Consider the following 17276-nt stretch of genomic DNA (forward strand, 5'->3'; position numbering starts at 1 on the left):
ACACCTTGACCCCCGAAGACGTCCTGCCCGATGCCCTGCTGGAGCGGATCCGCGGCCGCGCCGCCGGCTACGACCGCGACAATGCGTTCTGCCAGGAGGACCTCGAGGAGCTCGCCGCCGCGGGGTACTTGAAGATCTTCGTTCCAGCCTCCGACGGCGGCCTGGGACTGGGGCTCGCGGCGGCGGCGCAGCTCCAGCGGCGGCTCGCGACGGCGGCCCCGGCCACGGCGCTGGCGATCAACATGCACCTGGTCTGGACCGGCGTCGCCCACGTCCTGGCCACCCGGGGTGACTCCTCGCTGGATTTCGTCCTGAAGGAAGCGGCGCAGGGGGAACTGTTCGCCTTCGGGAACTCGGAAGCCGGCAATGACTCGGTGCTCTTCGACTCCCGCACCGACGCCGTGCCGCAGCCGGACGGCGGCTACTCCTTCACCGGCCGCAAGATCTTCACGAGCCTTTCGCCGGTGTGGACCCGGCTCGGGATCTTCGGAAAGGACACGGGCGCCCGGGACGGCGAAGGGGAGCTGGTGCACGGCTTCATCACGCGGGACACCCCCGGCTACCGTATCCTGGACGACTGGGACACCCTGGGCATGCGGGCCAGCCAGTCGAACACCACGGTGCTGGACGGCGCCGTCGTGCCGGCGGAGCGGATCTTCCGGAAGCTGCCGGTGGGCCCGAACGCCGATCCGCTGATTTTCGCGATCTTCGCCTGCTTCGAGACGTTGCTCGCCGCCGTGTACACCGGCATCGGCGAACGCGCGCTGCTGCTCGGCGTCGAGGCGGTCAAGCGCCGCACCTCGTTCAAGAACGGCGGGCGCAGTTACGCCCAGGACCCGGACATCCGCTGGAAGGTGGCCGAGGCGGCGATGGCCATGGACGCGCTGTACCCTCAGCTGTCTCGGGTCACTACGGACGTGGATGAACTCGCGGAGCACGGCAGCCAGTGGTTCCCGCAGCTGGTGGGACTGAAGGTACGGGCGACGGAGACGGCACGCGCCGTGGTGGACCTGGCCATCCGGGTATCGGGCGGCTCAAGCTACTTCCGCGGTTCGGAGCTGGAGCGGCTGTACCGCGACGTCCTGGCGGGCATGTTCCACCCGTCCGACGACGAATCGGCGCACAACACGGTGGCGAACGCCTGGCTGGGCCCGCTGGAAACGCCGTAGCTAGCTACGCGCTGCCTGAAGTCGTGAGGAACAGGAGGCATTCCGGGAAGGGGTCGTCGAGGGGCGCTGGCCAGCCTGGATCGTCTGGGTCTGCGGCGGGGAATGGGTGCCAGGCTGTGAATGAGTCCCAAGCCGTGAATTGGTGCCAGTCCGGGAAGGGGTCCGGGGGCAGTCCCGGTTCGGGATCCCGGCCGGGGTCCGGGCCTGTGTCCCTGGTCAGGGTGTGGTGTGGCCAGTGGGGTGGTTCCCAGTCCTGGTGTTCGCTGGGGTGGTGCCGGCCTGAGGGTGAGGTCCACCCTGGTGGGTTGTCTTTGCTGGCTTCGGTTGGTGTCCAGGCGGAGCTGTGTTTGAGGCGGTGGTGTCTGGGGCAGGGCTGGCCGAGGTTGGAGATGCCGGTGTTGCCTCCGTCGGCCCAGGCCAGGAGGTGGTCTGCTTCGTTGTCCAGGGAGTGGTTGCTGCAGCCGGGGAAGGGGCACTTGCCGTCGCGGAGCCGGAGCCATTGACGCTGGGCCTTCGTGACGCGGTAGCTGGTCCGTCCGATTTCCAGGGGTGCGCCGTCGCGGGGGTCGGTCAGGACGCGGTGGAAGGAGTCGGCGCCGTCGGCGATCAGGCGGCGGGCCATCGACGGCGGGATCGGCCCGTACCCGTCCAGGGTGGCTGGTTCGTCGGTGGCGCCCAGGAGGGACAGGACCGGGACGGTGATCAGGACCTGCGCCCGCGGGGACGGGACACCCCCGGCCACACCCGCGCCCGTGCCGGTTCCGCCGCCGGCCGTTCCGCCGCTGGTGGTGCCGGTGCCGGTGGTGTGGCTGGTGAGGAGCCAGGTGGCGGTGATGTCGGCGCGGAGCTGGGGCAGCGGCCGGGCCTCGGCCGGGCCCTGGAGGGCGCGGGCGGCGGCGGTGGTCCGTTCCCAGATCCCTGCGGCGGTGTCTGCCGGGAGGTAGGCGGAGAGCCAGGCCATGCCGTCCCGGTCCGGGATGTATTCGACCCGGCGGTCCTCGGCGCTTTTGGTGTGGCGTTTTTCGATGCTGACCAGGTGGTGGCGTTCCCGCCAGGCGCGTGCTTTGGCGCGGAACCGGGACGGGACGAGGTCCCCGGCCCGGCACCCGCGGGCGGGGTTGGAGGCGCCGGGGTCCAGGAAGTGCGCTTCCAGCGCGGCCGCTCCGGCGGGATCCAGGCTGCTGGTTTCGTCGACGATGATCCGGGCGTGCTGCCAGGAGATCGTCCCGGCCTGAAGGGCCGTCAGGGTCAGCGGCAGCGCCGTCGTCAGGGCCTGGCATTCGGACAGGAGGGCTCCGGCGGTCCGTTCGCTGACGGTCAGGACACAGGCGACCTCCGCGACCAGGGCCATCTCCTGGGCGGTGCGTTCCTGCGGGGACGCCGCCGGTGAGGCCAGGGCCCTGGCCGCCTGCACGTATTCGGCGGCCAGCCTCACCTTCAGCGCGGCGGTCCGGGCTTCCAGCCGGGCCACCTCGGCGAGACCGTCCAGGCAAGCATCCGCCAGATTCCGCAGCGGATCGGTGTCTCGCAGCGGATCGGCGGCGGGCGGATCAGTGCGGTCCGCGCCGGCGCCGGTGAAGGCAGCAAGCACAGCAGCGGACGCGGCGACGGCCGCCAGGGCCTCCCTGCTTTCCGCACTCCAGGCTGTTCTGCTATCCATACCGAAAGCATCTCAGGAGGCACCGACATTTTAGGGCGGCGCCGGCGGCAACTAGTCGTCGCCGTCGGCTCGTGCTAGTGGTCATGTTCGTTTATTCGTCGGGGTTCAGGTCCAGGCGGTGGGGTCGGCGAGATACAGGCCGCAGGCGGTGTCGAGGGCTTGCTCGGCAGTGCAGGCCAGGTCCCCGGCGGGCAGCCAGGAGTCCTCGTAGTCGTCGTGGCTGGCACGGTAGATGGCGAAGCCCCACTGGTTGGCGTAGCCGGCGTAGCGCAGCCGGCACAGCTGCTGGATTTCTCCGCAGGGCAGGACGGCGTCGACGTAGGCGAAGCCGGCCCGGTAGCGGGTGTTGATCCGTTCGATCTGCGGCCAGCGGCCCCTGGCGCGGTCGGTCAAGCGCTGGTGCAGGGAGTTTTTCGTCGAGTCGGGGATCTTGGCCATGGGTCCATTTTGCCCGCTGGTTTCCAGGCAGGCGGCGTGTCGCTTTCGACGCCGGGCCCTGGCGGGTGGACAACGGTTCCATGGTTCTCTCTTCTCCGTTCCAGATTGTCCTGTCCGCCACTGAGGAAGCGGCACTGAGGGCCGTGCGGGTTCCGCCCGGACCGAGTAACGGGACTTGATCCGGGGCACGGATCGTGCTGGCAGCCGCCGCCGGCGGCTCCAACGCGTCCATCGACCCCTAGAACTCGCCGTCCAGCGGGAGATTCGGGGCTAATGCGGGGGCAGTGACGTTTATCCTGGTCAGCAGGCGGGTCCCCTGAGAGCGTAGGCTTCAATGCCGAAGAGCGTGGCTGGTTGGCGGCGGTTTCGTCGTGGTCGGTGAGCATGCGGCGGGCTTTGGGGCGGCGGCCGGTGGAGAGCAGCACGGTCTCCTGAATGGACACCAGCGACGAGAGCAGTTCCCGGACGCTCAGGTGGAGTCCGGCTTGGCGGCGCATCAGGTGCGCTATGGCCAGGGCGAGGACGCAGTAGAAGGCGTGGACGCGGAGCTTCGGTTCGGACCAGTGGAATCGGCGAGAAGGAGACGGTTTTGGTGTCCTTGAGCTGGCGGTGAGCCGGTCACGACCTCGGGCTGGGGGCGGTAGGCGGCCACGACCTCGGCGACCGGCCAGTCCTGGTGGTCCGTGACCAAGATGCGTTTGCCGAGAAGTTCGGCCTCCAACTCCTGCCGGGCCTGATCGTCCATGGTCCAGGCCAGGCGGAATTCGGCAGGGGTGTTCCCGGCCAGGGGTCGTGGTGATGGCCCGGCTGTCCCGGTGGGGCGGAGGATTTTGTCGACCGCGGTCTGGACCTGGTCCCTGCCGCGGGCCAGGGTCGCGGCCAGTTCGGTCAGTTGGCGGGTGGCTTTGGCCAGGTCTGGTCGAACCCTGCTGATTGTTTGGCGTGCAGGTTCGGTGAACGCGTCAGTACGGCGCGCCGGTTAGCGCCGAGCGCGTCGACCGTGGCGTCGACCGCTCTCAGGCCGGGGTGGTCCGAGGGCGGCAGGGATCCGACGAAGTGCAGGCCTTTCTCGGCCAGGTGTTCGAAGAAGCAGGTGTGCGGCACCGCGGTCGACGGCGCTGCGGTCTCGCCTTGTGCGGGCTGCGCAGTGCGGGCGCCCGACCCCTGAGTATCACACGGTCCGCTGGACCTGGATGACCTTACGGCGGAGCCAGAAGCGCCGTCCGCCGCCCAGATAGAGGATGCTGCGCTCCAGTTCCCACTTGCCGTACTCGGAATGCTCCACGAGGCGGCGGCGGGCCTCGGACAGGGAATCCTCAGGACTGACGGTCAGTACGAGGTACTCGTACTGCTTCAGGTAGTCCCGCTCCCGCCGGACCGAACTGCTCAGAAAATGTTCCTTCATTGCTCTCCATTTTCGTCCTTTTCCGGCTAACGTGAAGTCATGAGCATCGATCCGCGTGTCGCGCTGCAGTCCCTGACCGCCGCCCTGGAAGAACACCTGGCCGCCGCTTCGGCGCGCCGGGGCGACGGGGACCCCGCGGTCGAGGCGGCGTTTTTTGCCGTTGCTGACGCCTTTGAAGTCTACGACGATTCACTCTATGAAGCGTATGGCGAAGTTACTCCACTTGAGGTGATCGACGACGACGGCGAAGAGGACGATGAGGAAGACGTCGACGACGAGGAAGACCTCGAGATCCTCGCGGACTGACCCGGCTGACGCGGCTGACGCGGACTGACCCCGGCCGGACCGGCAGTGTCTGCTCAGGCCGGGCTGGACACGTCCTCCAGCGCCTGCGCAATCTCCGGCGGCAGCGGTGCCAGCGTCGCATCCAGCAGTTCCTTGAGCTGCACGGGGGTCCGTGCGCCCACGATGGCGGCGGCAACTCCGTGCTGTGACAGCAGCCAGCCGAGGGAGACATCCAGGGCCGTCCGGCCGAGTCCTTTCGCCGCCATCGCCACGGCTTCCACCACGCTGGAGGCGGCACTCTCGAGGTACGGTTCGACGTAGCTGGCCAGCCGCGAGTGCGCCGCCCGCGAATCCGCCGGGATGTGCCCGCGGTACTTTCCGGTCAGCACCCCGCGGCCTACCGGCCCCCACGCCAACAGACCGAGTCCCGCGTCCTCGATTGCCGGAATCAGCTCGGCCTCCGGGGTACGGTGCACCAGTGAGTACTCGGACTGGTTTGCGATGAGCGGGAAGCCCGCCACCGCGGCTGCCTTTGCCGTCTGCCAGCCATTGAAGTTGGAGACGCCTGCGTACCGGGCCCGGCCGGAGCGGAGGGCAAACTCAAGCGCGGACAGGGTTTCCTCAAGCGGGACGTTGGGATCCCAGGCCTGGGCAAACCAGATGTCCACGTAGTCGGTGCCGAGCCTGGCAAGGCTCGCGTCCAGACCGGAGAGCATCGCATTCCGGGAGGTGTCAACGCTGCGCCGCTCGTCCGACGAAAGTCCTGCCTTCGTGGAAATGACCACTTCTGACCGGGCCACCACATCGCCCAGCATGCCGCCCAGCATGGCCTCGGCCTGGCCGCCGGCGTAGGAGGCGGCCGTGTCGATCAGGGTGCCGCCCGCGTCCACGAACGTGCGGAGCAGCCCGGAGGCATCCTGCTCATCGGTCTCCCGGGCCCAGGACATAGTGCCAAGGGAGAGGGCGGACACGCGCAACCCACTGTTGCCGACATAACGCTGCTGCATGTCAGCAAGCTTACGGGGATTCGGAAAGGTTCATGACGTAGGGTCTATAAACGTGAACTGGTTTGAAGCGGCCCTGCTGGGCCTTGTGCAAGGCCTGACAGAATTCCTCCCGATTTCTTCCAGCGCCCACCTGCGGATTGTCGGCTCCTTCCTGCCACATGCGGCCGATCCCGGCGCGGCGTTCACCGCCATCACCCAGCTGGGCACGGAAACCGCCGTGATCGTGTACTTCTGGCGCGACATCGTGCGGATCGTGAAAGCCTGGTTCGGATCGCTCCGCGGCAAGGTCTCGCGGCAGGACCCGGACGCACGGATGGGCTGGCTGGTGATCCTCGGCAGCCTGCCGATCATCTTCCTCGGCCTGCTGTTCCAGGACCAGATCGAGTCCGTGCTCCGCAGCCTCTGGATCGTTGCCACCACCTTGATCGTCTTCGGCCTGTTCCTGGCCGTAGCGGACGCCGTCGGGCGCCAGGACCGCGACCTCACGCAGCTCACCTATAAACACGGGCTCTACTATGGGCTCGCGCAGGCCATGGCGCTGATCCCGGGTGTCTCCCGCTCCGGCGGAACCATCACCGCCGGCCTGCTGATGGGCTACACCCGGGAGGCCGCGGCCCGCTACTCATTCCTGCTCGCCATCCCCGCCGTGTTCGGCAGCGGGCTGTACCAGCTCTACAAGGTGCTCTCCAAGGAGGGCATCACGGGGCCTTACGGCCTCCCGGAAACCGCCCTCGCCACCGTCATCGCCCTGGTGGTCGGCTACGTCATCATCGGCTGGTTCCTGAAGTATGTCTCGACCCGGAGCTACCGCGTGTTCGTCTGGTACCGGATCTTCCTGGGCATGGCGCTGTATCTGCTGCTCGGTTTCAATGTCATCAGCGCCTAGCACTAGGCTTGGTCTGTGAAATCCTGGACCTCCCGCCCTGTTCCCCAGCTCCCGGGCAGCATGCCTGCCCTGCGCCTTTTCGACACCGCCAAGGGCGGCATGGCCACCTTGGCGGCCACCGGCGAACAGTCGATGTACGTCTGCGGGATCACCCCGTATGACGCCACCCATATGGGCCACGCCGCCAGCTACGTGGCCTTTGACCTGCTCAACCGCGCCTGGCGCGACGGCGGGCAGCAGGTCTCCTACGTCCAGAACGTGACCGACGTCGACGACCCGCTGCTGGAGCGTGCGACGGCGACAGGCGTGGACTGGCGCGAGCTGGCCGCGAGCCAGATCGAACTCTTCCAGACAGACATGGCAGCCCTCAACGTGCTCGCTCCGGACCACTACGTGGGCGCCGTCGAAGCGATTCCGATGATTGTTCCCGCGATCGAACGGCTCGTGGAGCGGGGCCTGGCGTACCGCGTGGCCGGAGGCGGCGGCGGCGACGGCGAGCCCGACGGTGACGTCTACTACGACGTCGAAGCCGCCGGCAAGCACGCCCCGGAAACCCAAGACGCCTGGACGCTGGGTGCCATCTCCGGCCTGTCAGACGCCCAGATGCTTGAGCTCTTCGCCGAGCGCGGCGGCGATCCCGGCCGTGCCGGCAAGCGCCAGGCACTGGACCCGCTGCTCTGGCGGGTTGCCCGCCCGGGCGAACCGCGCTGGCCCGGCGGCGCGCTGGGGGAGGGGCGTCCCGGCTGGCACATCGAATGCACCGTCATCGCCCAGAAGTACCTGCCCGCGCCGTTCACCGTGCAGGGCGGCGGCTCGGACCTGATCTTCCCCCATCATGAGATGGGTGCCGGCCACGCCTATTCCCTGGCGGGGGTGCCGCTGGCACGGCACTTCGCCCATGCCGGCATGGTGGGCCTCGACGGCGAAAAGATGAGCAAGTCCAAGGGAAACCTCGTGCTGGTCTCCCGGCTCCGCGCCGACGGAGAGGACCCGGCCGCGATCCGCCTGGCCATCCTGGCGCACCACTACCGCACGGACTGGTCCTGGACCGGCGCCGGCTTCGCTGCGGCCAAGGACCGTCTCCGCGCCTGGCGTGAGGCCCTTGCCGTGGCCCCCGCGGGCTCGGCGGCCGCGCTCGTGGCCCGCATGCGCGCCGAACTGTCCAACGACCTCGATGCCCCCGGCGCACTCGACGCCGTGGACGAATGGGCCCGGACTGCCCTCAACGGCGGCGGTACCGGCGCGGCCGGAGACGCTGCCTTGGTCAGCGACGCCGTCAACGCGCTCCTCGGCGTCGAACTCTGACCGCCTGAGCCGCGGGCCGTCTGAGCCGCCGGGCCGGCTGAATCTCCGGGCCGGCTCCGGCTGCCTGCCGGGCTCCGCTTAGGGCTTGTCCTTGCCGCGGCGCTTGAGGTAGCGCTCGAACTCCCGCGCGATCGACTCGCCGCTCGCCTCAGGGAGGTCGGCGGTATCCTTCGCTTCCTCCAGCTGGCGGACGTAGGCCGCAATCTCAGGGTCCTCGGTGGCGAGCTCGTCGACGCCGCGCTCCCACGCGTCCGACTCCTCGACGAGCTCCGTGGTGTCCAGCGGAACCTGCAACAGCTCCTCAATCCGGTGCAGCAGGGCCAGCTGGGCCTTGGGCGAAGGCGCCTGGGCCACGTAGTGCGGCACGGCGGCCCAGAGGGAGACCGTGGGCAACCCGGCCAGCAGCGCCACCTCGGCCAGCACCCCGACGATCCCTACCGGCCCCTCGTACTGCGAGGCCTCCAGGTCCATCCGTTCGCGCAGGGCGCCGTCGTCCGTGGACGCGCTCACCGGGATCGGCCGGCTGTGGGGCACGTCAGCGAGCAGGGCACCCACCAGGATCACGTAGTCCACATGGAGCGCCTCCGCATGGACCAGCAGTTCGGCGGTGTAGGCACGCCATTTGTAGGACGGCTCCGTGCCCTGGACGAAGATGACGTCCACCTTGGAGTCCGGAACGCTGGCCTTGAAGATCCGGGTGGACGGCCACTTGATCTTCCGGTCGCCAGAGGAGGTCCGGCGGATGGTCGGCCGGGTGAACTGGAAGTCGTAATACTCATCGGCGTCGATCGAACCGACCTTCTTGCCGCCCCACAACTTGTTCAGATACCGCAGGGCATCGCTTGCAGCCTCGCCGGCGTCGTTCCAGCCTTCGAAGGCGGCAAGCATCACCGTGATGCGCTGGCCCTCGGGCACCGGCTGCAGAAGCCGCTCCGGCTCCGGCACGCCGCCCGCTTCCGTGGTGTCTCCCTCGAAGCTATTCATTTCCTCACCCTACGTCCAAGGACCCGGCACACGCATGGAATGAAGCGCCGGAAATCTTGCTCCGGCGGGTGAAACCCGCTCCGGAGCGGGCCACGCGGTACCTGGTATTCGCCGTGGGCGTAGTACCGGGCGGCGAAACAACGCCGCACCGTAGACTTGAGGGCATGCGATCCTCAGCTTCCCAGCCCCTTCTCAAAGCCGCGCTATGGGACATGGACGGCACCATTGTCGACACCGAGCCGTACTGGATTGAAGCCGAACACACCCTCGTCGCCGCCCACGGCGGGCAGTGGTCGCATGAGAAGGCCACGCAGCTCGTGGGCCAGTCCCTCACGTTCTCCGCCGGGATCCTGCAGGAGGCCGGCGTCAAGCTGGAGCGCCGCGAAATCATCGACACCCTCACGGAGCACGTCATCAGCCGCGTCCGTACCTCGGTGCCCTGGCGGCCGGGGGCCCGGGAACTGCTCGATGAGCTCCACACCGCGGGCGTCCGCTGCGCCCTCGTGACCATGTCCGAGGCCCCGCTGGCCCGGGAAATAGTGGCCAGCCTGCCCAAGCCCTACTTCGACTTCCTCGTCACGGGAGACACCGTCACGCAGGGGAAGCCCCACCCCGAGGCCTACCTGTTGGCCGTCGAACTCCTCCAGCAGGCAGATCCGGAGCTCGGCCTGCAGCACTGCGTGGCGCTCGAGGACTCGGCACCCGGAGTAGCCGCGGCGGTGGCCTCCGGTGTCCTGACCGTGGCGATTCCGCACATCGTCCCGCTCCCGCCTGATCCCCGCCACGCCATCTGGGACACCCTGGCAGGGCGCACCGTGTCCGACCTCGAAGAGCTCGTGGCGCTCCGCCACGAGTTTCCGGACGCGACGTTCGGGCTGGAACGCGCCAGCGGGAGCCTGGCCCCATGACGGACACCGGCACCCAGGGACAGCCGGGCAAGGCCGCGGATACGCGCAAGGACGGGATCCCGCTGGGCCGGATCGCCGGTATCCCCGTCGTCCTTGCCTACTCCTGGTTCATCATCGGCGCCTTCACCGTGATCGTCTACGGGCCAGTGCTCCAGCGCAACAATCCCGATCTGGGCCTCGCCGCTTTCTTCGTGGCCTTTGCCTACGCCGTGCTGTTGCTGATCTCGGTGCTGGTGCACGAACTCGCGCATGCCCTGACCGCCAAGATCTATCATTGGCCCACCGAGAAGATCGTCCTCAATCTGTGGGGCGGCCACACCCAGTTCGAGAGTTTCACGGCCTCGCCGGGCCGGTCCGTCCTGGTGGCCCTGGCCGGACCCGCCGCCAACTTCGTCCTGGCCGCGGGCGGCTGGGTGCTGCTCACCAGCGGAAACCTCAGCGGCGTAGCGGGCATCCTGGCCAACATCTTTGTCTGGGCCAACCTGCTGATCGGCATCTTCAACGTCCTGCCCGGACTTCCGCTGGACGGTGGCCGGCTGGTGGAATCCGCCGTCTGGAAGGCGACCGGCAGCCAGGAGAAAGGCACCGTGGCAGCCGGCTGGGCCGGCAGGATCATCGTGATCGCACTCGTGGTGTGGTTCGTCGCCCTGCCCTTGCTCGGCGGTGAGCGCCCGGACATTTCGCTCATGCTCATCACGGTCCTTGTGGGCAGTTTCCTCTGGATGGGCGCGACCGCGTCGATCCAGCAGGCGCGTCTGCGCGGGCGGCTGCATCTCGTGGACGCGCGCGCCCTCGCCGAGCCCGCCGTCGGCCTTCCCGAAACCGCCACGGTCGCAGAGTTGCAGGACCTGGCACGGGACTCCGCCCCGGGCGCAGCGCCCGCCGTCGTGCTGTGTGCCCAGGACGGCCGCCCCGTGGCGGTGGTCGACGCCGGCGCTGTCGCCACGGTGCCGCCCGCAGCCGCGGCCACCACGCCGCTCACGGCCGTCTCGTACGCCCTCGGCGTCGGGGCCTATGTTCCCGAATGGTCAAAAGGCCAGGAGCTGATCGAGTACCTGGCCCAGCTCGACGGCCAGGAGTACGCCGTTGTCAACGGGGACGGAACCGTCACCGGGCTGCTCCGGCAATCAACCGTCCTGGACGCCATCACCGGCAAGAATCCCCGGGGCGGCGGACGGATCTACGGCCGGAACGGGTAGAGTTACCTGCCGGCTGTGAATTTCCGGCCCTGGGCGCAAAGTCCCCAGGCACAGACCCCAAGCACAAGCAGCCGGACCGCCGGCAGATCCGCGGCCACACAGCTTTACAGGAGCGAGGAATTCTTCATGAGCAGCGACACCGCCGCCAACGCCAGCCCGGCCGACACCGGCGCAGCCAAGACCGCAGCTACCAGCACCGCGGCTACCAGCACCGCGGCGGGCCCGGCCGGCAGCCTGGGTGCCATCTCGACGGGGCCGGTCGGTGCCGCCCGCAGGCGCGGCCCGTTCCGTGAAGGGGAGCGCGTGCAGCTCACGGACGAGCGCGGACGGATGAACACGATCAGCCTGGAAGCGGGCGGCGCCTTCCACACGCACCGCGGTTTCCTGAACCATGACGAGATCATCGGCAAGCCGGACGGCTCCGTCGTGGTGAACAACGTCGGCCAGCAGTACCAGACCCTGCGCCCCCTCCTCTCGGACTTCGTGCTCTCGATGCCCCGCGGCGCGGCAGTGGTCTACCCCAAGGACGCCGGCCAGATCGTGACCATGGCGGACATCTTCCCCGGCGCACGCGTAGTGGAGGCCGGGGTCGGTTCCGGGGCGCTGTCCATTTCGCTGCTGCGCGCGGTGGGGGACAACGGCTACCTGCACTCCTTCGAACGCCGGGAGGAATTCGCCGACATTGCCCGCGGCAACGTCGAAACGATTTTCGGCGGCCCGCACCCGGCCTGGAAGATCTCCCTCGGTGACTTTCAGGAGGAAGTGGTCCGCACCGAGGCGCCGGGCTCCGTGGACCGCGTGGTCCTGGACATGCTCGCGCCCTGGGAGTGCCTGGATGCCGTCGCCACGGTGCTCGCTCCCGGAGGCGTGTGGATCAATTATGTCGCGACTGTGACGCAGCTGTCCCGGACCGCCGAGGCCATCCGCGCAGACGGCCGCTTCACCGAGCCGGACGCCTGGGAGTCCATGGTCCGGGGCTGGCACCTGGAGGGCCTGGCGGTCCGCCCGGACCACCGCATGGTTGCCCACACCGGATTCCTGCTCGTCACGCGCAGGCTGGCCGACGGCGTCACCGGCATCTCCGTCAAGCGCCGCCCCTCCAAGACCGGATTCAACGAAGAGGACGTCAACGCCTGGACCCCCGGCGCCGTCGGGGAGCGTGCCGTCTCGGACAAGAAACTGCGCCGGGCAGCCCGGGACGCCATCGCCGGTACCAACGTCAAGGATGACCCCGACGCGACAAACTAGTCCGAATTCCGGAAGTCTTCAGCAGCACCCGGCGTCTTGGGGCTAATGTCTTAATAGAAGCGCAGGAAGGGGCTGAAGACGATGGAGACTCCGAACACCGACCCGGGCCGCACATCGGCAGACGATGCAGCGGAAACGGCAGCACGATCGGCGGTACAAGGTGCCGATGGTGACCGCTACGCCGCCAACGAGCTGTCCGTGGCCGAGCGGCAGGTCAATATCCTCCGGGACAAACTCCGGCATATTGACCGCCAGCTCGCCGCCGCGACGCAAAACAACTCTAAACTCGTGGGCATGCTGGAGGCGGCGAAGGCTGAGATCCTTCGGCTTAAGAACGCCCTCGACCAGGAGGGCCAGCCGCCTTACAGTTTCGGCACGGTGCTGCAGCTGAACCCGAAACGCCAGCCCACGGCAGGTAACAGCGGCCAGGCAGCCACCGAGGAATCGGTGGACATCTTCAATGCCGGCCGCAAGATGCGGGTGGGGATCAGTCCGCTGGTGAACATGAACCAGCTCGCGGTCGGCCAGGAAGTGCTGCTTAACGAGGCGCTGCTCGTAGTGGCCGGTCTGGGCTACGAGCGGGCCGGGGACCTTGTCACGCTCAAGGAAATGCTGGGCCCGGACCGCGCCCTCGTGGTGGGCCGCGCGGACGAGGAACGTGTCATCCGGCTCTCCGGCGCCCTGCTGGCCCAGAATCTCCGGGTCGGCGACGCCCTCTCCATCGACTCCCGCACCGGCTACGCGCTCGAGAAAATACCGCGCTCCGAGGTGGAGAACCTTGTCCTCGAAGAAGTTCCGGACATCACGTACCAGGATATCGGCGGCCTGGGACCCCAGATCGAGCAGATCCGCGACGCCGTCGAGCTCCCGTTCCTGCATCCGGATCTGTACCGTGAGCACGGGCTGAAGGCCCCCAAGGGCATTTTGCTTTACGGCCCGCCGGGCTGCGGCAAGACGCTGATCGCCAAGGCCGTCGCCAACTCCCTGGCGGCCCGGGCAGCCGAGCGCACCGGCAAGACGGACATGAAGAGCTACTTCCTGAACATCAAGGGCCCGGAGCTGCTCGACAAGTACGTCGGCGAAACTGAACGGCACATCCGGCTGATCTTCGCCCGCGCCCGGGAGAAGGCCTCCGAGGGCAGCCCCGTCGTCGTGTTTTTCGACGAAATGGACTCCCTGTTTCGCACCCGCGGCACCGGCATCTCCTCGGATGTCGAAACCACCATTGTCCCGCAGCTCCTGAGCGAGATCGACGGCGTGGAGCGGCTCGACAACGTGATCGTGATCGGGGCCTCCAACCGGGAGGACATGATCGATCCGGCCATCCTGCGGCCGGGCCGGCTGGACGTGAAGGTAAAGATCCAGCGACCCGACGCCGAAGCCGCGGCGGACATCTTCCAGAAGTACATCACCGTCGACCTGCCCTTCCACCAGTCCGACCTCGCCGAACACGACGGCGACGTGCAGGCCACCGTGGACGCGATGGTCCAGCGGACCGTCGAGGCGATGTATTCGACCGACAAGTCCAACGAGTACCTCGAAGTGACGTACGCCAACGGCGACACCGAAATGCTCTACTTCAAGGACTTCAACTCCGGCGCCGTGGTGCAAAACGTCGTGGACCGGGCCAAGAAGTACGCGATCAAGGACCTGCTCACCGTCGGCCAGAAGGGCATCCGCATCGACCACCTGCTGCGGGCCGTCGTCGACGAGTTCCGCGAGCACGAGGACATGCCGAACACCACCAACCCGGACGACTGGGCACGGATCTCGGGCAAGAAGGGCGAGCGCATCACGTACATCCGCACCATCGTCCAGGGCAAGGCGGGCCAGGAGCCCGGGAAGTCCATCGAGACGATGCCCAGCACGGGCCAGTACCTGTGACGGCACCTGCGACCGGCCGTCCGGCGGACGTTTCCGGCGGCCTGCCCGCGGGCGGCGCCATGCGGGTGATGGGCTCGGAGACGGAATACGGCATCCACGCGCCCTCCGCGCCGGGGGCCAACGCCACCATGATGTCGGCCCGGGTGATCCAGGCCTACGCCCAGGTGACGCGGCAGCGTGCCGCCGGCGGAGCGGAAACCCGCTGGGACTACACCGACGAAGAGCCGCTGCACGACGCCCGGGGCTGGACCCTGGAGCGGAGTGCCGCCGACCCGGAGCAGCTGACGGACCAGCCGCCGGTCCTGGACGCCGAGGCGGTTGCGTTGGCCTACGGCCGGGCCGAACTGGACCACGACGGCGAGGACGAAGCCGGCACACTGCTGATGAACATGGTGCTGGGAAACGGTGCCCGGCTCTACGTCGACCACGCCCATCCCGAGTACTCCAGCCCGGAGGTCACCAACCCGCGCGACGCCGTCGCCTGGGACGCCGCCGGCGACCTTGTGGCCCTGGCCGCGGTGCGGCGGCTGGCGGGCGACCCGGAACTGCCGCCGATCAACCTCTACAAGAACAACACGGACAACAAGTCGGTGTCCTACGGCTCCCATGAGAACTACCTCATGCCCCGGACCGTCCCCTTCGGTGACATCGTCCGCGGCCTGACCCCGTTTTTTGTCACCCGCCAGATTATCTGTGGCTCCGGCAGGGTAGGCCGGGGGCAGGACAGCTCCCGGCACGGCTACCAGATCAGCCAGCGCGCGGACTTCTTCGAGACCGAAGTCGGCCTCGAGACCACGATCCGCCGTCCCATCATCAACACCCGTGACGAACCGCACGCCACCGCCGACAAGTACCGCCGGCTCCACGTCATCATCGGCGACGCCAACCTGAGCCAGACGTCCAACTACCTCAAGTTCGGCACCACCGCGATGGTCCTGAGCCTGATCGAGGCCGGACTGGCCCCCCGGCTGGAGGTCCACGAGCCGGTCGGTGCACTCCAGGCCGTCAGCCATGACACCTCCCTCACGGCCACCCTGCGCCTGCTCGACGGCCGCCGGATCACCGCCCTGGACCTGCAGTGGATCTACTATGAGGCGGCCGCAAAGCACGCCCAGGACACCGGCGTCGCCGATGCCGTGGACGGCGACGGACACACCCACGCCGTGCTGGAGCGCTGGTCCGCCACCCTGACCGAACTGGGCAGCGACCGGGCTGCCGCCGCCTCCTCCGTGGAGTGGCTGGCCAAACTCTCCCTGCTGGAGGGTTACCGGGACCGCGACGGGCTGGACTGGGACAACGCCCGGCTGGGCCTGGTGGACCTGCAGTGGGCGGATATCCGGCCGGAGAAGGGGCTGTACTACCGCCTGCTCGCCCGCGACCGGATGAAGCGGATCGTCGACGACGCCACCATCGCCCGGGCGGTGACCGAACCGCCGTCGGACACCCGGGCCTTCTTCCGGGGACGCTGCGTCAGCCGCTTCGGATCCGACCTCGTCGGTGCCAGCTGGGACTCCGTGATCTTCGATGTGCCCGGCCGCGGCAGGCTCCAGCGCGTCCCCACCCGTGAGCCGCTGCGGGGTACGGAGGCCCTCACCGGCGGCCTGTTTGCCCGGCACCGGGAGGCCGGACCGTTCCTCGCCGAGCTCCTCGGGCTCAGCCCCGGTTCGTAGGAGCAAAGGCCCCCGCCGACGCCCCGGGCGTGGCAGTATTGCTACAGGATGTCCCTTCGAAAAAATAGGGACGGACAGAAGGAGAAAACAATGGCAGGCCAGGAGCAGCAGCAGCCGCAGTCGCGCGACACCGAGGTTGACGAGGACGTCCCCGCCGCCCCGCCGGCACCCGCGGAAGGGCAGGCATCAGCCGCCACGCAGGGCGTGGACGATCTGCTCGATGAGATCGACGGCGTGCTTGAATCCAACGCCGAGGAATTCGTCCGCGCCTTCGTCCAAAAGGGCGGCCAATAAGGCCGCGGCCGGCCGCCGGATGAGGGCGGGACCGGGCTTGAGGAAGTCGTTGATCCACCACGTTGAGGGAGTGCACCAGTGCAGGAAACCACAGCCAACCAGGTAGCAGCCAACGCGACGTCCTCCTTCACCGAGCACCTGCAGCGCGAGCGGCCGGGTTTACTGCCTCTCGGCCAACTGCACTTCGGCCAACTCCCCTTCGGCCAACCGCAGCCCGGAACCCTGGCGGCGAACGCCGCACCGCTTCAGGTGCCCCACGGGACCACGATCGTCGCCCTCAGCTACGCCGGGGGAGTGCTGATGGCTGGCGATCGGCGTGCCACGATGGGCAACGTGATCGCCAGCAGGCACATCGAAAAGGTTTTCCCGGCGGACCAGTACTCGGTGCTGGGCATCGCCGGGACCGCCGGGATGCGCCCTCGACCTCACCCGGCTGTTCCAGGTGGAGCTTGAGCACTACGAAAAGATTGAAGGGACCCTGCTGAGCCTCGAGGGCAAAGCCAACCGGCTCGGCGCGATGATCCGCGGAAACCTGCCGATGGCCATGCAGGGACTGGCCGTCATCCCGCTGTTCGCCGGCTTCGACCTGCCGGCCGGAGTCGGTCGCCTCTTCTCCTACGACGTCACCGGCGGCCGCTACGAGGAACAGGAACACCACACGGTGGGCTCCGGCTCCATGTTCGCCCGCGGCGCGCTGAAAAAGCTGTGGCGGCCCAACCTCTCCGAACATGAAGCCGTCGCCATCGCCGTCGAGGCCCTCTATGACGCCGCCGACGACGACTCCGCCACCGGCGGCCCGGACCCGGTCCGGCGGCTCTGGCCGGTGGTCTACACCGTCAACCGTTCCGGCGCCGTCCGGGTCCCGGACCGGGAACTCGCCGCGGTGGCCGGCGCGATCATAGAATCCCGGGCCGCAGCCCAGCGGGAGGCCTGA

General features: G+C 68.4%; 16 protein-coding genes and 1 pseudogene. 11 read left to right on the forward strand and 6 right to left on the reverse strand.

The window, feature by feature from the left end; translation table 11 throughout:
• Positions 1-5: 5 nt before the first annotated feature.
• On the forward strand, positions 6-1169 hold the full coding sequence (locus ACVWZ8_RS18720) for an acyl-CoA dehydrogenase family protein (RefSeq protein WP_456505455.1): 1164 nt from the start codon (positions 6-8) through the stop codon (positions 1167-1169).
• 4 nt (positions 1170-1173) lie between these two features.
• Here the strand turns inward: ACVWZ8_RS18720 and ACVWZ8_RS18725 are convergent, their stop codons facing one another.
• The 4 genes from ACVWZ8_RS18725 to ACVWZ8_RS18740 form a co-directional block, all read right to left on the reverse strand.
• Complete coding sequence (locus ACVWZ8_RS18725) at positions 1174-2829, reverse strand: DUF222 domain-containing protein (protein WP_456505456.1); 1656 nt, start codon at positions 2827-2829, stop codon at positions 1174-1176.
• 105 nt (positions 2830-2934) lie between these two features.
• Complete coding sequence (locus tag ACVWZ8_RS18730) at positions 2935-3267, reverse strand: hypothetical protein (protein ID WP_426977839.1); 333 nt, start codon at positions 3265-3267, stop codon at positions 2935-2937.
• Between the two features lie 888 nt (positions 3268-4155).
• The gene (locus ACVWZ8_RS18735; RefSeq protein WP_456505457.1) at positions 4156-4371 is read right to left on the reverse strand and encodes a hypothetical protein; all 216 of its coding nucleotides are present in this window, start codon (positions 4369-4371) and stop codon (positions 4156-4158) included.
• Positions 4372-4438: 67 nt separating this feature from the next.
• Complete coding sequence (locus ACVWZ8_RS18740; protein ID WP_426977838.1) at positions 4439-4672, reverse strand: DUF5703 family protein; 234 nt, start codon at positions 4670-4672, stop codon at positions 4439-4441.
• Between the two features lie 39 nt (positions 4673-4711).
• Here ACVWZ8_RS18740 and ACVWZ8_RS18745 point away from each other — a divergent pair, with 39 nt between their 5' ends.
• A complete protein-coding gene (locus ACVWZ8_RS18745; protein ID WP_426977837.1) occupies positions 4712-4978 on the forward strand; it encodes a hypothetical protein in 267 nt (88 codons plus the stop codon).
• Between the two features lie 53 nt (positions 4979-5031).
• Here ACVWZ8_RS18745 and ACVWZ8_RS18750 read toward each other — a convergent pair whose 3' ends face one another.
• Positions 5032-5964: an aldo/keto reductase gene (locus ACVWZ8_RS18750; RefSeq protein ID WP_426977836.1), complete on the reverse strand. Its 933-nt coding sequence runs from the start codon at positions 5962-5964 to the stop codon at positions 5032-5034.
• A gap of 52 nt (positions 5965-6016) precedes the next feature.
• Here ACVWZ8_RS18750 and ACVWZ8_RS18755 point away from each other — a divergent pair, with 52 nt between their 5' ends.
• Together ACVWZ8_RS18755 and mshC are read left to right on the forward strand one after the other, a co-directional pair.
• Complete coding sequence (locus ACVWZ8_RS18755; protein ID WP_456505458.1) at positions 6017-6850, forward strand: undecaprenyl-diphosphate phosphatase; 834 nt, start codon at positions 6017-6019, stop codon at positions 6848-6850.
• Between the two features lie 15 nt (positions 6851-6865).
• Entirely contained in the window at positions 6866-8155 is a 1290-nt protein-coding gene (mshC, locus tag ACVWZ8_RS18760) for a cysteine--1-D-myo-inosityl 2-amino-2-deoxy-alpha-D-glucopyranoside ligase (RefSeq protein WP_456505459.1), read from the forward strand.
• A gap of 78 nt (positions 8156-8233) precedes the next feature.
• On the opposite strand, the gene ACVWZ8_RS18765 is transcribed toward mshC, so the two are convergent.
• The gene (locus ACVWZ8_RS18765) at positions 8234-9139 is read right to left on the reverse strand and encodes a PAC2 family protein (protein WP_426977831.1); all 906 of its coding nucleotides are present in this window, start codon (positions 9137-9139) and stop codon (positions 8234-8236) included.
• A gap of 164 nt (positions 9140-9303) precedes the next feature.
• On the opposite strand from ACVWZ8_RS18765, the gene ACVWZ8_RS18770 reads away from it, so the two are divergent.
• From ACVWZ8_RS18770 to prcB, 7 genes and pseudogenes are all read left to right on the forward strand, one after another.
• Positions 9304-10047, forward strand: coding sequence for an HAD family hydrolase (locus tag ACVWZ8_RS18770; RefSeq protein ID WP_456505460.1), 744 nt, complete (start codon positions 9304-9306; stop codon positions 10045-10047).
• The gene (locus ACVWZ8_RS18775; protein ID WP_456505461.1) at positions 10044-11246 is read left to right on the forward strand and encodes a site-2 protease family protein; all 1203 of its coding nucleotides are present in this window, start codon (positions 10044-10046) and stop codon (positions 11244-11246) included. The genes ACVWZ8_RS18770 and ACVWZ8_RS18775 overlap by 4 nt, the downstream gene beginning before the upstream one ends.
• Positions 11247-11372: 126 nt before the next feature.
• Positions 11373-12494 (forward strand): tRNA (adenine-N1)-methyltransferase, encoded by a 1122-nt coding sequence (locus tag ACVWZ8_RS18780; protein WP_426977828.1) that lies wholly within the window; start codon positions 11373-11375, stop codon positions 12492-12494.
• 81 nt (positions 12495-12575) lie between these two features.
• The gene (arc, locus tag ACVWZ8_RS18785; protein WP_426977827.1) at positions 12576-14378 is read left to right on the forward strand and encodes a proteasome ATPase; all 1803 of its coding nucleotides are present in this window, start codon (positions 12576-12578) and stop codon (positions 14376-14378) included.
• On the forward strand, positions 14375-16048 hold the full coding sequence (gene dop / locus ACVWZ8_RS18790) for a depupylase/deamidase Dop (RefSeq protein WP_426977826.1): 1674 nt from the start codon (positions 14375-14377) through the stop codon (positions 16046-16048). Before arc ends, dop begins: the two co-directional genes overlap by 4 nt.
• A gap of 90 nt (positions 16049-16138) precedes the next feature.
• Positions 16139-16342: a ubiquitin-like protein Pup gene (locus tag ACVWZ8_RS18795; protein ID WP_024365265.1), complete on the forward strand. Its 204-nt coding sequence runs from the start codon at positions 16139-16141 to the stop codon at positions 16340-16342.
• Positions 16343-16420: 78 nt separating this feature from the next.
• Positions 16421-17276, forward strand: a pseudogene (gene prcB, locus ACVWZ8_RS18800) (proteasome subunit beta).

Source organism: Arthrobacter sp. UYCu723 (assembly GCF_054059215.1).

Coding starts and splice junctions, on each gene's coding strand:
- ACVWZ8_RS18765 (WP_426977831.1), bottom strand. CDS start 9,139: ATGAATAGCTTCGAGGGAGACACCACGGAAGCGGGCGGCGTGCCGGAG.
- ACVWZ8_RS18745 (WP_426977837.1), top strand. CDS start 4,712: ATGAGCATCGATCCGCGTGTCGCGCTGCAGTCCCTGACCGCCGCCCTG.
- ACVWZ8_RS18775 (WP_456505461.1), top strand. CDS start 10,044: ATGACGGACACCGGCACCCAGGGACAGCCGGGCAAGGCCGCGGATACG.
- ACVWZ8_RS18750 (WP_426977836.1), bottom strand. CDS start 5,964: ATGCAGCAGCGTTATGTCGGCAACAGTGGGTTGCGCGTGTCCGCCCTC.
- ACVWZ8_RS18740 (WP_426977838.1), bottom strand. CDS start 4,672: ATGAAGGAACATTTTCTGAGCAGTTCGGTCCGGCGGGAGCGGGACTAC.
- arc (WP_426977827.1), top strand. CDS start 12,576: ATGGAGACTCCGAACACCGACCCGGGCCGCACATCGGCAGACGATGCA.
- ACVWZ8_RS18730 (WP_426977839.1), bottom strand. CDS start 3,267: ATGGCCAAGATCCCCGACTCGACGAAAAACTCCCTGCACCAGCGCTTG.
- ACVWZ8_RS18795 (WP_024365265.1), top strand. CDS start 16,139: ATGGCAGGCCAGGAGCAGCAGCAGCCGCAGTCGCGCGACACCGAGGTT.
- ACVWZ8_RS18725 (WP_456505456.1), bottom strand. CDS start 2,829: ATGGATAGCAGAACAGCCTGGAGTGCGGAAAGCAGGGAGGCCCTGGCG.
- ACVWZ8_RS18770 (WP_456505460.1), top strand. CDS start 9,304: ATGCGATCCTCAGCTTCCCAGCCCCTTCTCAAAGCCGCGCTATGGGAC.
- ACVWZ8_RS18780 (WP_426977828.1), top strand. CDS start 11,373: ATGAGCAGCGACACCGCCGCCAACGCCAGCCCGGCCGACACCGGCGCA.